At 37.8% G+C, this 14,569-nt stretch carries 10 protein-coding genes; all 10 read right to left on the minus strand.

Annotated features, from left to right (window positions below; translation table 11 throughout):
* Positions 1 to 197: 197 nt before the first annotated feature.
* Positions 198 to 1,286, minus strand: a complete 1,089-nt coding sequence (mnmA, locus tag JN11_RS16150; protein WP_144914200.1) for a tRNA 2-thiouridine(34) synthase MnmA — start codon at positions 1,284 to 1,286, stop codon at positions 198 to 200.
* A 681-nt stretch (positions 1,287 to 1,967) separates the two neighbouring features.
* Positions 1,968 to 3,215 (minus strand): glutamate-5-semialdehyde dehydrogenase, encoded by a 1,248-nt coding sequence (locus tag JN11_RS16155; protein WP_144914202.1) that lies wholly within the window; start codon positions 3,213 to 3,215, stop codon positions 1,968 to 1,970.
* Positions 3,209 to 4,288, minus strand: coding sequence for a glutamate 5-kinase (proB, locus tag JN11_RS16160; RefSeq protein WP_144914203.1), 1,080 nt, complete (start codon positions 4,286 to 4,288; stop codon positions 3,209 to 3,211). The genes JN11_RS16155 and proB overlap by 7 nt, the downstream gene beginning before the upstream one ends.
* 187 nt (positions 4,289 to 4,475) lie before the next feature.
* A complete protein-coding gene (locus JN11_RS16165; protein ID WP_144914205.1) occupies positions 4,476 to 5,237 on the minus strand; it encodes a phosphate ABC transporter ATP-binding protein in 762 nt (253 codons plus the stop codon).
* On the minus strand, positions 5,237 to 6,082 hold the full coding sequence (gene pstA, locus JN11_RS16170; protein WP_144914207.1) for a phosphate ABC transporter permease PstA: 846 nt from the start codon (positions 6,080 to 6,082) through the stop codon (positions 5,237 to 5,239). The genes JN11_RS16165 and pstA overlap by 1 nt, the downstream gene beginning before the upstream one ends.
* On the minus strand, positions 6,079 to 6,972 hold the full coding sequence (gene pstC, locus JN11_RS16175; protein ID WP_144914208.1) for a phosphate ABC transporter permease subunit PstC: 894 nt from the start codon (positions 6,970 to 6,972) through the stop codon (positions 6,079 to 6,081). The genes pstA and pstC overlap by 4 nt, the downstream gene beginning before the upstream one ends.
* A 64-nt stretch (positions 6,973 to 7,036) precedes the next feature.
* Positions 7,037 to 8,014, minus strand: coding sequence for a PstS family phosphate ABC transporter substrate-binding protein (locus JN11_RS16180; RefSeq protein ID WP_144914210.1), 978 nt, complete (start codon positions 8,012 to 8,014; stop codon positions 7,037 to 7,039).
* 11 nt (positions 8,015 to 8,025) lie between these two features.
* The gene (locus tag JN11_RS16185; RefSeq protein WP_144914211.1) at positions 8,026 to 9,162 is read right to left on the minus strand and encodes a porin; all 1,137 of its coding nucleotides are present in this window, start codon (positions 9,160 to 9,162) and stop codon (positions 8,026 to 8,028) included.
* A 1,083-nt stretch (positions 9,163 to 10,245) separates the two neighbouring features.
* A complete protein-coding gene (locus JN11_RS16190; RefSeq protein WP_144914213.1) occupies positions 10,246 to 11,325 on the minus strand; it encodes an efflux RND transporter periplasmic adaptor subunit in 1,080 nt (359 codons plus the stop codon).
* A complete protein-coding gene (locus JN11_RS16195; RefSeq protein WP_144914214.1) occupies positions 11,315 to 14,569 on the minus strand; it encodes an efflux RND transporter permease subunit in 3,255 nt (1,084 codons plus the stop codon). Before JN11_RS16195 ends, JN11_RS16190 begins: the two co-directional genes overlap by 11 nt.

The raw sequence follows: 14,569 nt of genomic DNA on the forward strand, positions 1-14,569 counted from the left end.
ATTTTTTGCAAATAAAACATAAAGAAAGCGAAACGCCAATTTGTTTTTAGGAAAAGGTATAATGTTATACGGTTGGAGGAGTTAAATGTTGAGGTTTACCGTTGAAAGCTCCTAAGGTTAAAAAGTTATACTATTTTTAATATTTACTTTTAAAATCAACATTTCAACAATAAAAACCTAAAACTTAGTGCAGAAATCTACATTAAAAAGCCGCCGCCAAGCAAATCATTACCTTCATAAAATACGGCTGATTGTCCGGGTGCGATACCTGAAACGTTATGCAGAAAATCAACTTTCATATGCTGCCCCATTTGTACAATGGTACTTTGAGTGCCGGCATCTTTATACCTGATTTTGGTAACCGCTTCAATTGGCTCAGTAATGGTTTCGTATTTAACCAGATTCAGATTTTTTACCCATGCTTGCTTACGTTCCAATTCATCGGCTGTTCCAAGCACAACAGTATTAGTATCAGGTTGGATACTGGTTACAAACATAGGGTGCCCTAAAGCTATACCTAACCCTTTACGCTGACCTATGGTATAAAACGGATAACCCTGGTGTTTGCCTACTATAGTGCCGTCTGCCAGCACAAAGTCACCACCGGCAACACGTCCTTCCAGATCTTTAACTTTATGCCTTAAAAACGATCTATAATCGTTATCCGGCACAAAGCATATTTCATAGCTTTCACTTTTACCCGCCAGTTCAACCTGCCCCATATCAAGGGCCATTTGCCTGATTTCGGGCTTGGAAAAACTACCTAAAGGAAATTTAGTACGGGCAAGGTTTTTTTGAGATACGCCCCATAGTACATATGATTGGTCTTTATTCTCGTCTTTACCTTTTGAAATCACATATCTGCCATTATCCTGTAAACGGACATTAGCATAATGGCCAGTCGCTATGAACTCGCAATCTAACTTATCTGCACGTTTTAGCAATGCTTCCCATTTAATATGGGTATTACATAAAACGCATGGATTGGGGGTACGGCCAGCAATATATTCATCAACAAAATTATCTATCACAAAATCGCCAAACTCACTTCTAATATCCAGTATGTAATGCGGAAAGCCATAGCCAACCGCCAGTGCACGTGCATCATTTATACTGTCAAGGCTACAACACCCTGTTTCTTTTGAACTACCACCAGCTGATGCATAGTCCCACGTTTTCATAGTAAGCCCTATAACTTCATAGCCCTGCTCATGCAACATCACTGCTGCAACCGAACTATCAACGCCACCACTCATTGCCACTAATATCCTGCCGTGCTTACTCATAATTTTGCAAAGATACCCTTTTTGATTTTATGTTGATAAACGCTGAGTCAGATAAGGGTAAAATGTATCTATATAGTGTATTTCTTTTAATTAATTTAAAAGAAAAATAAAACTTAACCTTTTGTTAATTCAAAACATAAACATGCCCAAGAAGTTTTCTTGTTACAAAATAACCCTTACTACGAATAATAATAAATACAGAAAAAGTAAGTTTTAAAAATTGTTGTTTCTTTTCTGTTGTTGAATTTTTCATTTCTGATTATACAGAAAGAAATGCATAAGCAGAAAAAACTTCGTTAACAGTGTCTTAATGCATGTTTTTATTGTTCTTTTAAATAAGAAAAACTCAAACTTTTGGTTCTTTTATTATGATTTTTTTATATTATAAATGACAATATGACATTTATAAAAAGATCAAATGATTTTATTATAAAAATCATAAAAATCAAAAGGAATTTTGTAACATAACTTTTACAGTATAAATTTGTAATACCTTAATTGATATAGTAGATGCAAACCCAGTTAACTTTAGAACAAAAATTACAAGGTGTGATTTTAGTTATTATTTGTTTTGTTGCTATTATAAATTATTTTATATAGTAATTTAACGATTGTTAGGAACAAAGGTGTTCATTTTAAAATGAACACCTTTTGTTGTTTACCGATATATTGTGATGAAGTTTAGGTTCTGATTTGTCCGCTACCTTTTATCAGCCATTTATAACTTGTAAGTTCGTCCAGGCCCATGGGGCCGCGTGCATGCAGCTTTTGAGTACTGATACCAATTTCGGCTCCAAGCCCAAATTGCGCACCATCAGTAAAAGCTGTAGAAGCATTTACATAAACAGCTGCAGCATCCACCATGTTTAAAAAAGCTTCTATATTGTTGACATCCTCAGATATTATGGCTTCGCTGTGTTTTGAGCTATAATTAGCAATGTGACTTAAGGCTTCATCAAAATTTTCTACCACTTTAATAGCCATTTTCATTGATAAAAACTCTGTTCCAAAATTTTCAGGCTTTGCCTGGTGAAGTAATTGAGGAGGGTAATGGCTTTTTAATTTTTCAAAAGACCTTTCATCAGCATAAATTTCTGTTTCTTTATCTGCCAGGAGCCTAACCAGTTCCGGTAAATCTGACAATCTTTTCTGGTTTAAAATTAAACAATCCAATGCATTACACACACTTACCCGACGGGTTTTGGCATTAAAAATAATATCACGACCTTTTTGCAGATCACCCGATTCATCAAAATAAACATGTACAATTCCGGCACCTGTTTCAATTACCGGTACTTTGCTATTTAAACGTACATGATCAATTAAACCCTGACTACCCCGCGGAATAAGCACATCTACATAACCAGTTGCCCCTAACAAAGCATCAGTAGCTTCACGTTCAACAGGTAAAAGCGTAGCGTAATTAACGTCTATTCTATATTTTGTCAGCGTTTTATGGATAATGGAAATAATAGCCTTATTTGAAAACGCTGCATCGCTACCACCTTTTAAGATACAAACGTTACCCGTTTTAAAACAAAGGGAAAACACATCAAAGGTTACATTGGGCCGGGCCTCGTAAATAACACCAACAACACCAAGCGGAACCCTGATTTTTGAAATATGCAGCCCATTGGGCATCGTCTTTTCTGATAATATTTGCCCCAGTGGACTATCCAGTTTTGCTACGTTATTGATGTCCTTTGCTATATCTGCTATACGGGCCGCTGTAAGTTTAAGTCTATCGTATTTGGGGTCGTCAGGATCCATTCGGTCCAAATCTTTTTTATTTTCTACTAATAAATTATCAGTATTAACAATGACAGAAGAAGCCAGATCATGTAATACCTGGTTGATAACAGCAGGAGAAAGGCTTTTCCTTCCCGCTATGATAGCATCTTCAAAATATTTATTGTAATTACTTAACATTCCAAATAAAGATAATCATAATGTACCAATGGCTTTTGATTTTTATGGCCAATCATATCGTTTGCTTTATCAGAGCCATATTCGGCAATGCCTAAACCAATATGCTTGTCATTTTCATCTATTATTTTGATGATATCGCCTTTTTTAAATTCTGACAGTATGTTTATAACTCCGATAGGTAACAAACTGGAGGCATTAGCAGAAGTAAGCGCTGTTTTAGCACCATCATTGACCCTTACAATACCTGTCGCAAAATTTCCGGAGTGTGCTATCCACTTCTTTTTTCCTGATGCTGTTTTATTAGGGCTAAAATGGGTATGGGCTACTGTATTTTCTAATACATCAATAAGAATATTGTCTTTGGTTCCATTAGCAATATGTACCGCAATACCTAGTTGCGCTGTTTTTTGCGCCATGGTTGATTTAGTGATCATACCCCCACGGCCAAATTGTGATTTACCCGAACTTACAAAAGATGAAAAATCAATAGTTGAACCGGAAACTTCCTCAATAATGGTTGCATCTGCTGAATTTGGATTACCATTATAAATGCCATCAACGTTTGTGAGCACAACCAAAGCCTGCGCATTAAGCATAGATGCTATAAGACCGGCCAATTCATCATTATCGGTAAACATTAGCTCTGTCACCGATACTACATCATTTTCATTTACGACCGGGATAACCTGGTGCTGTAACAGTATTTCCAGGCAATTTTTCATATTAAGATAATGGAGCCTGTCTCTGAAGTCCTCTTTGGTTACCAACACCTGTGAACAAAGAATATTAAATTGTTCAAACAAATTGGAATAAGTATTAATGAGTTTGACCTGCCCGATGGAAGCCAATAGTTGCCTCGCAGCAATAGGATCAAATTTTTCTGAAACGCTTATTAAACTACGACCTGAAGCCACAGCGCCTGATGATACCAGGATAACTTCAATACCTCGTTTTTTAATTTCGGCAATCTGTTGAACCAAACTACCAATGCGTTTCAAATCAGGCAAACCGTCTTTTTGAGTAAAAACGTTCGACCCTATTTTAATAATGATCCGGTGATAATTATATGCCATTTATATCAATAAATGGTGCAATATACAGCATATTAATATAACTTACGACCTATTCTAGTACACAATTGAATATTTATCATTAAAAAACCAACCAAAAACTTAAATACAATCATTTATACTGAAAAATTGCACTAAAACCATAAATTATCTATATTTTTAAACCAAAATCATATTAAATAAGAAATTATTAACTAATATATCCCTTTACATACTCCCTGGTCAACTCTTCTTTTGGATTTAGTAAAACATCTTCTGTAGGGCCAAATTCAATAATTTTACCACCGTAAACGAAAACAATATAATCCGAAACCCGTCGTGCCTGCCTTAAGATATGGGTAACCAATACTATAGAATATTTTTCCTTCAGGCTGATAAAAAGGTCTTCAATAATTGAAGTTGAAACAGGATCAAGCGCCGATGTAGATTCATCTCCTAAAATAATCTCAGGGCTTACAGCCAATCCTCTCGCGAGACATAAACGTTGCTGCTGACCAATTGATAAACGTGTTGCAGAGGCATTTAAACGATCTTTAACCTCGTTCCATAAACCTGTTGCTTTAAGCTGTTCTTCCACTAATTGATCAAGTTCCTGCTTTTTCCGGATACCATGAATTCTTGGGCCATAGGCTACATTGTCATAAATAGACATGGGCAGAGGATAGGGCCGCTGGGAAAGCAATCCCATTTTTTTGCGGATATGAGTCACTTCGGCTTTCGGATCGTAAATATCCTCTCCATCTACCAATACTTTACCCGTGATACTTACACCGGGTGTATTATCCAACAGCCGGTTAAATGATCTAAGCAGCGTGGTTTTTCCGCAACCGGAAGGACCTATTATGGAGGTTACCTTCTTATCGGGGATGTTAATATTAATATCGTTTAAAATATGCTGGTTACCAATGTGCACATTTAAATGCTGAACACTGATATGTGGTGTTTTGGTCATTAACTTTTGTGTTTTGAAAATTTCTTTATCAGTATTTCAGATAATACAGTGATAACTAATACAATAATGGTAAGGATAAGCGCCGAAGCATAGCCACGTCCCTGTACTTCTTCAACTGGGCTGCTTAACTGAAAAAAGATGGCCAATGGGAGCGTAGCTGCAGGCTCATGCAATGAAGTGGGGATATTATCACTAAACCCAGCAGTAAACAATACGGATGCAACATCGCCAATGGCCCTGCCAAATGATAACAGGATGGCCGTAAAAATACCCGGCCTTATTTGCCGGAGAACAACCTTTGCCATTTCCCAACGGGTTGCGCCCAGGGATAAGGCAGCATCACGAAGCTCTAATGGCACTGTACCAATTACCTCATCCAATGTGCGTACTAAAATGGGAATAACCAGTAGAGTTACGGCAATAATACCTCCTAATAACGATGCACGGAAACCGAAATAAACCATTATTAAGAACCCAAATGCACCATAAACGATGGATGGAATACCAAATAACACATCAAATGCAACGCGCAATGAATCTGACAAAAACTTTTTGCCATTCATGTACATATTGATAAAAATAGCTACGGGGATACTTATTAAAAGCCCTAAAATTGTTGCACCGCCAGCTACATACAAGGAGCCAATTATGGCATTTAATATGCCGCCTTCTTTACCAATGTAAAAACCACCGCCCGGTGTTTTTGTAAGCATATCCAGGTTCATATAAGGTAACCCTTTTGCGAATATTGTCCCTACAATCAGGAAAAAACTGCCGCAAACTATTATGGCGGCTATTAGCATCAATATTTTGAAAAATAATTCTTCAGCTTTTCTTCGTCTCATGATGTCAACTTCCTTTCCAGACGGGCTAAAATCAGCCTTGAAATAATGTTAAACAAAAGGATAATAATAAAGAGCAGTAACGCTGCAAACATCAATGCAGAATCATATAGCGGTATGGACAACATTTCTCCATAATTATTGGCAATCAGTGCGGGTAGGGGATAACCTGGATCAAAAACAGAATGAGGAACAACCGCATTGTTTCCACAAACCATCAGCACCGCAATGGTTTCGCCGAAGGCACGTGAAATAGCCAATACAACCGCAGCAATTATACCCGGTAAGGCTTTACGCAACACTATCTTTTTAATGGTTTCCCATTTGGTTGCACCTAATGATAGGGAAGCGTCTTTTAATTCCTGCGGAATTGTATTTAAAACCTCGCTGATAATACTAACAATCAGCGGAAAGATCATCACAGCCAAAACAATTCCACCGGCTAATACACTGTAGCCTGTAGAAAACTCAACAAAATGAGGAGCAATATAATTCTGTATTAAGGGAATGATGAAAAGCACACCCCAAACGCCAAAAATTACCGGAGGTATTCCTGATAAAAGGTTTATAAATGGCACTAACACACGCCTGATACCAGCATGAGCATATTCAACAACAAAAAGCGCTGTTAACAAGCAAAGTGGTAAGGCTATAACAATGGCTATGCCTGTAACCCACAGGGTACCCATTATAAACGGATAAAAACCAAACAATCCCTTGAGTGGTTTCCAGATACTTGAAGTGACCAGTGTTCCCCAGGATGATTTTTCCAATATCGGGATAGAATGGACATACAATCCTATCCCAATGATCAGTAATAAAGAAACTGATGCCAGTGTAAACACTAGCATCAGTTTGGATAAGATCTTATCTTTTAATATTCGTATTTGCATTTTCCTTATAGTTCGTGGTTGATAGTATGGGAAGCTTATTTTGCCGCTGCCTTGAACTATAAACTTACTGTACCTTCTTAAGCTCTTCCTGAATTTTAGCTTTTGAAAGAGCGATATAACCATTCTCTTCAACAAACTTTTGCCCGTCGGATAATACATATTTTACAAACTCAACCAGTTCTTTTTTCTTTGGCTTGCCTTTAAACAGAAAACCAAGGTTACGGGCTGGGGGTGAAGGGTATCGACCATCGGCAATGGCTGCTGTTAGGTCGTCAATAGTGCTGTAAAAGTTTTCGTTGGCATCAATTTTACCATTGCCATTTACATCAATAGGTAAAGCATGGACTCCTGCTACTTGTTTGCGGGTCTTCAGATCGTACAAATAAGCAAGATTGTTATAGCCTATTCCTGCAGGGTCTTTTTTTACTGCTTGTGCCAGGCCCGGATCTCCATAAACGCCCACACCCAATAAGTCTTCCTGCTTCTTGCCAAAATACTTAGCCCAGGTTTCACCTGCACCGGCCGCGTCAGACCTGGTGTAGATATGTATTGGCGCAGCAACTTTACCGGCCAGTTGGTTCCAGCTTTTAATTGTTCCGTTAACAAAAATGTTTAAAAACTGATCTCTTTTAACCCCTTTTTCTAATAATTGAGCAGCATCAGGGTTTCCGGTATTAAAAGTTGGCACAACAGCATCTTTTGTCACATAAACTGTATATGCACCCTTTTTTACTTCGGATGGATCTATATCCCTCGAAGCAAGGCCTATATCAACCAGGCCAGATAGCGCATCGGTAATACCTTTACCTGCACCGCCAGCCGATATGTTAAAAACAACTTTGGGGTGAAGCTTTTTAAACTCACTAGCCCACTTTACCGTTATCGGATACAAGGCAAATGCCCCTGATATATTAATAGTACCTTCAACGTCATCTGCTGGAGCAATAACGGGAGGTCTTTTTACAAAAGACGATGCTATTGTTAAAATACTAACTGCGGCAATAGCCACTGTTAGTATTTTGTATTTGAGTATTTTTTTCATAGGTGGTTATATTAAAAAGTGAGTTGCAATTGTGTCTCAAACAGATTGTTCTTAATCTGTGTGCCTTCTTCACGGCGATCAACATAATTTATCGCTAAACGTGCCCAGTTGTTAAAGAAGTAGTTAACTCCGCCTGTATAATAATTAGTAGTAACATTTGTAGATACTTCATTAGGATCATAATTATCATATTTTGCAGCTAGTTGCAACCTGCTAGGAATTACAAAATAAGTAGCTTGCCCGTACCAGCCTTTTCTTTTAATGATTCCATCAGTACCATAGTCATATTCGGCTTGTAACCCTAATCCACCTATTACATAACGGGCATCAAAACCACCGCGGTCACGCTTTTGGTTTTTTGCAGGAGTTCCGTAGTTGCCCTGTCCGTTATAAAAATCTGCTGATACCGTCAAATCAGTGATTGGATGTACGCTAAATCTACCTGCAAAATCCTTATGTCCATTGTTATCTGTGGTGACATCATAACCCGCACCATTAAAAACACCTAAGGTGTAATCAAATAAATAACGACCATCTATTTTTACAAAACTTCCGTTTATTTGAATACCGATATCACGGCCATTTTGATTGCCGATTACGTCGGTGGACCTGCCAGCAAGGGCGTTAACAACCTGAGAGCGGTCAATAAAATCAAGCTGACTATCAGCAATTAAGCTTTCTAATGAATAAGGTACTTTAAACTGGCCGGCAGTGAACTTTAAAAAGTCTGCTATTTTATAAGTGGTATAAGCATCCAGTAATTTGGTTGTACCCGCAAACTCTGTATAAACTTCATAGTTCCAGTTATCGTCAATATCGCCTTTTACGTCCAAACGTGCGCGGTGCAATAAGAAAGTATTATTAACGCCTGTTTGCTGAAAACCCTCATATTCTGTTTGCACCAACCCGCTTATTTGAAGGGCACGGCTACCAATGGTAATACCATGCTGATTTTGTTTCTCTTTATCCTTTTTTGCCTGTTCTTTTACAGCCTGATCTGAGCGAATGGAATCTGCTTCCTGCTGGGTTAATACGCCTTTTTTTATCAATACATTTAAAAGGTCATCATTTTGCTGTGCTTTACTTATTAAAGCGCTAAAAAGTATACTCAATAAGAGTACCGTTCTGATTACGTAAGGTAATTTCATGTGTTTTTATTAATCGTGAAAAGTTAAGTTATTATTCCTCTGTTATGTGGCTGACTGCATATAATCAACAACAGCACATACAGCTATTAAGGCTAATTGGGTAGCAGTTTGATGTGTAGTTAATGTGCAAATGTTGTCTAGACGTTTTCATTTCTTTTTTCAATCTCCTATTAAATCTATCAATTTAGTAGTGTAAAGATATATCGAATATCCTAATTCACAAATAAATATTAATAAAATGTTAAAAATTAAACATAATAATAATTAAGTACTTAATAAACAATGACTTAATATTATTAAATTTTTTATAACAAGGAGAGAAATTGTAAAGAAACAACACACGCAAGCTATTATTAGCTTGCGTGTGTTGTTTAGAGGAGTTAAAGTATAGTGAGCTCTAGTATTGTAAAAACACCATTATTAAGCAGATCAAATACAGTACAAATATTTCATACTTATTAATATTTTTTTAGCTGAGTATTTGCCACATGCGTTAGCGTAGTATCATTCATATCTACGATATCATAATACCAATACATGCTATTAGTTTCCGTGTATTCGGACGTTATTTTACAAGGACACGTGCAGCAATTGTAGGGTACGTATGAACTTTTTGGGTTAACACCATCTAACCTTGTCATTTCTCCTACATAAAAGGGTGAGGGTTTTGTAGAATAATCTTTTTTGCAGCTTGCAAACGAAACTACAATCAGGGCGGCGATTAATTTTGCTTTCATTAATTGATAATTTTTAGGATGAATAATTATGATTAACTATAAAGCATAATAAATCAAAATTGTTTTCATATTTCTCATTATTTGATATAATAATTAAATTATTAACAATAAAGCATATTTTAATATTTATTTAACTATAAATCATATCTATATATTTCTCAATAGATAAATTCAACCATTAGGAAACAAATATTCATTACGAGTAAACTGCCTGTTTGCATTTAATTTATTACATTAAAATTAACTCAATATAATTATAAGAATATATACAATTAATTAGTACTATAAAATAACCGGCAGCTTTTAAGGCTGCCGGTTATAGAGTATGGAACAAAAAAATCAGAAGTTATTTAATGTTATCCCCCTGTTTAATTTCGTCGGAAGCATGGATCAGCAATTTGTCATTGGGCTTAAGATCACCAAAAACTTCTGTCGAATCATCATTTATCAACCCTTCCTTAATCATTATCAGGTTGGCCTTGCCATTTCGCACGGCAATAACATATTCTTTTTCGGTTGAGCGGATGATAGCGCTATTAGGTACCAGTAATGATTTGGCCCCCGATAGCATAGGGATATTTACTTCGGCATACATACCGGGCTTTAATTTGCCGTTTGGGTTCTGTATATCAATCTCAATGGCTTCCTGCCGCATACTACCCAAGGCGTTGGCTGATCGACTTATTTTGGCTGCTTGTTGCAGACCAGGCATCGCATTAAAAGTAAATGTTACGGGTTGGTTCAGGTCAACCTTATCTACATAATCTTCCGGAATATAAACGGTAAGACGCATTTTGTTGATATCCTGTATAATCAGCATAGGCTGATCTGTTTCTTTACCCGGCGCTACCAATGCCCCCGGCGAAACATTTCGTTGAACAATCATTCCATCAAATGGCGCATAAATACGCAGATAGCCCAACATAGTTTTAACAGAACCCACATTGGATAATTCTGATTGTGCCAATGCATTATCAGCTTTCGTTTTAGCGCTTGCATTATCCAGATCTAAAGGCGATACGGAACCAGGTTCTTTGGCTGCTTCTTTAAGGCGTTCATATTTTTCCTTGCTGGCTATGGCATTTTCCTGTGCCTGAAGGTATTTTGAATTAGCAGCCTGCAGCTCAGATTCCATTTCGGGTGCCTCAAGAATCATTAATAACTGTCCCTTTTTTACAATGGAACCACGATCAACAAAAAGCTGTTTAACAAAACCGTTAACTTTGGGAAATAAATTGACCTCATTAAAAGGGACTAATAGCCCCGGTAGCCGCGCAGAACTTGATAATGCTTTTTCTGATACATTACCAAACTGATATTTGCTGATCTGAGTTGTTTGGGCTGTTAAGTCTACCGGTTTATTATTTCCGGAACAGGCTGCAAAAAAAACGATTACAGCCAATAACAAATACGATTTATATTTCATGGTGTTGAATTTCTAATAGATTGATTTGGATTAATTCTTCTGGCATAAGTGATGGATCATCATAAGTAGTTTTATTTTGAACCCATGCAAAAACCAGCGGTAAAATAAATAGGGCAGCCAATGTTGAGGCAAACAGGCCGCCAATTACTGCCCTGCCTAGCGGAGCAGTTTGTTCCCCGGCCTCCCCAAGGCCAGAAGCCATTGGGATCATGCCTGCAATCATAGCCATACTGGTCATTAAAATAGGGCGCAAACGTATAGAAGCGGCAGTTATGGCCGCTTTGCTTGAATCACGAAATTCAAGTCTCAGTTTCTCGGCATTAGTAACGATAAGAATGGCATTTGCAACAGATACACCGGTCGACATGATCATCCCCATGTATGATTGCAGATTAAGCGTTGAACCCGTTAACAATAAAGCGGTTATTGATCCTAATATTACCGCCGGAATGGTTGATAAAACCGTTAAAGAAACCTTAAAAGATTGATAATTTGCTGCCAATAGCAGAAATATGACCAGGATAGCAAAAGCTAAACCATTTTGCAAACTATTTAAGGTTTCAGTCAAGAGACTCGACATTCCACCAATTTCAGCAATAAGACCTTTTGGTGGCTTCCCTAATGAATTTACGGCCTTTTGTACATCAGCCGTGGCTGATCCCAGGTCTTTTTTATAAATATTTGCACTTATGGTGATGAAACGGCGCGGGCCTGTGCGATCATACTCGCCGGGCTGATAATCAACCTTAAATTCGGCAACATCTGCAAGGGTTGGACTACTTTTACCCTTTAACAATGGAATTTCCTTTAGTTCATCCATAGTATTCATCACATATTCGGGCACCTGGATCTGCACCTGATAGGTGTAGGCATTTTTATTATCCAACCATAAATTTTTCTCCGAAAAGCGACTTGAAGAAGTACTTGCAGTAACCGATCTTGAAATATCTTTTATATTAAGACCAAGCTGGGAAACTTTCAACCTATCCAGTGTTATAGCAATAACCGGAAACTTTAAGGGTTGATCTATTTCCACATCGCGCAGATACGGAATTTGTTTGAACTTATTTAAAACTTTATCACCGTAAGCTTCAATTTGCTGCATATTTTTTCCGGCAACCTGAACCTGTATCGGGGTTGATGCCCCCTGGCTCATAATCTTTTCCGTCATGTCAATCGGTTCAAAACTGATGGTCATTTCGGGTAATTCATATTTAATATTCTTACGTAGGGCATCTTTCAATTCGTCCATGTTCACCTTGTAATCTTCATCAAGGTTTACCTGTAAAACAGCTTCGTGGGTACCTGTATTAAATACATACAAATTACTGCTGCCAAAACTACTTGGAACCAAACCAATATAACCAGAAGTGATTTTTACATGGTGATTTACTGTTCTGTCAATAATTTGCAAAACCTGTTTAAATTTATCTTCTGTACGTTCTAATCGAGTGCCTTCAGGTTCTTTTAGCCTTATCTGAAACTGTCCGTTGTTTAATTTAGGCATCATATCTTTCCCTATAAAAACAAAACAAGTTGCAGCCAGGCCGATAATTACTACAAGGTAAACCGGAACGATGATTTTTTTAGAAGGCATCATACGGGAGATGGTGTTCATATAACCCATTTTCATCCTTTCAAAAAAGCTATTTTCTTCCGGATGCGCTTCTTCTTCTTCCAAATGCATATTTACCTGTATTTCTTCCGGCCGATCTAAAGCTTCCCCTGCATGCGCATGCTTCTTATGATGTACATAATGCTGATAGCGCTCTGCATTCATGATCCAATTACTAAAAATCGGAACCATTGTTTGTGATAGTAAAAAAGAAACAATCATGGTTAGGCCGATGGAGAGCGACAGGGGTAAAAACATGGCTCTTGGCACGCCATTCATCATAAACGAGGGAGCAAATACAGCCAGTATACATAATAATATAAGCAATTTAGGGAACGCAATCTCTACGCAGGCATCATGTATGGCAAGCTTTTTAGACTTTCCCATTTCCAGGTGCTGGTGAATATTTTCAATAGTCACTGTCGATTCATCAACCAGAATACCAATGGCCAGCGAGAGTCCGCTCAAAGTCATTAGGTTAATGGTTTGCCCAAATAAACTTAATAGCAGTACGCCTATTAATATAGATACCGGTATGGTGGTTACTACAATTATAGAGCTGCGCAGATCACCCAGAAAAAGTAATACCATCAAGGCGGTGAGCAAAGCACCCAAAGCACCTTCGGTCATCAGGCTTTTTACTGCATTTACCACGAAAATGGACTGGTCAAACTCATAGGTTATTTTGACATCGTCAGGAAGCAGGTTCTGCATTTCGGGTAGCTTGCTTTTCAGATCCTGAACAACTGTCCAGGTAGAAGCATCCGCGGTTTTAACTACAGGAATATATACTGAGCGTTTACCATTTATGAGTGCATAATCAACTGTTATATCAGCCGCATCAGTTACCCGCGCAATATCTTTTACATAAATGGGTATGCCATTTTTGGTAATTACAGGGATATCGCCAAAACTACTTACGTTGTTGATCAACGAGTTCATGGTAGTGAGATACATTTCATTCCCCAGCCTGAGATTACCTGATGGCGACATTACATTGTAATTGGATAATGCCGTAACTACTTCATCGGGAGTAAGATCAAAACTGCGCAGTTTATTTGGATCAATACTCAATATAATTGACCTTGCATTTGAGCCGAAAGGAGGTGGGGCTGACAATCCAGGGATAGTAGAAAACATAGGCCGGATACGGGTTGCTGCCATATCATAAATATCTTTCAGGCTTTCGCTTTTACTATCCATCACCAGTTCACCAACAGGAAGTGAAGAAGCATCAAACCTGATTACCTGCGGCGGCAAAGCACCTGGTGGGAAAAAGCTTTGCGCCCGATTAACCTGCAAGGCCACTTCTGCCGAAGCTTCGGCCATATTGGTGCTTTCATAAAATGAAAGCTTAATAAGGGTTAAACCCTGGATATTTTTACTGCTGATATTTTTTATACCATTCACATACAGAAATTGATCCTGCAAACGGGTAGAAAAAAAGCCCTCCATCTGCTGGGGTGACATTCCCCCATAGGATTCTATGATATAAATAGTTGGAAGGTTAAGTTGAGGGAAAATATCTATAGGGATTTTTATTGCACTAAGCACTGCAAATATTAAAAGGCTCATGGTAACTACTATTACCGTGATGGGCCTTTTTAGTGCGGAGGTGATCATTGACAT

The sequence above is a fragment of the Mucilaginibacter frigoritolerans genome (assembly GCF_007830615.1).
Classification (GTDB): domain Bacteria; phylum Bacteroidota; class Bacteroidia; order Sphingobacteriales; family Sphingobacteriaceae; genus Mucilaginibacter; species Mucilaginibacter frigoritolerans.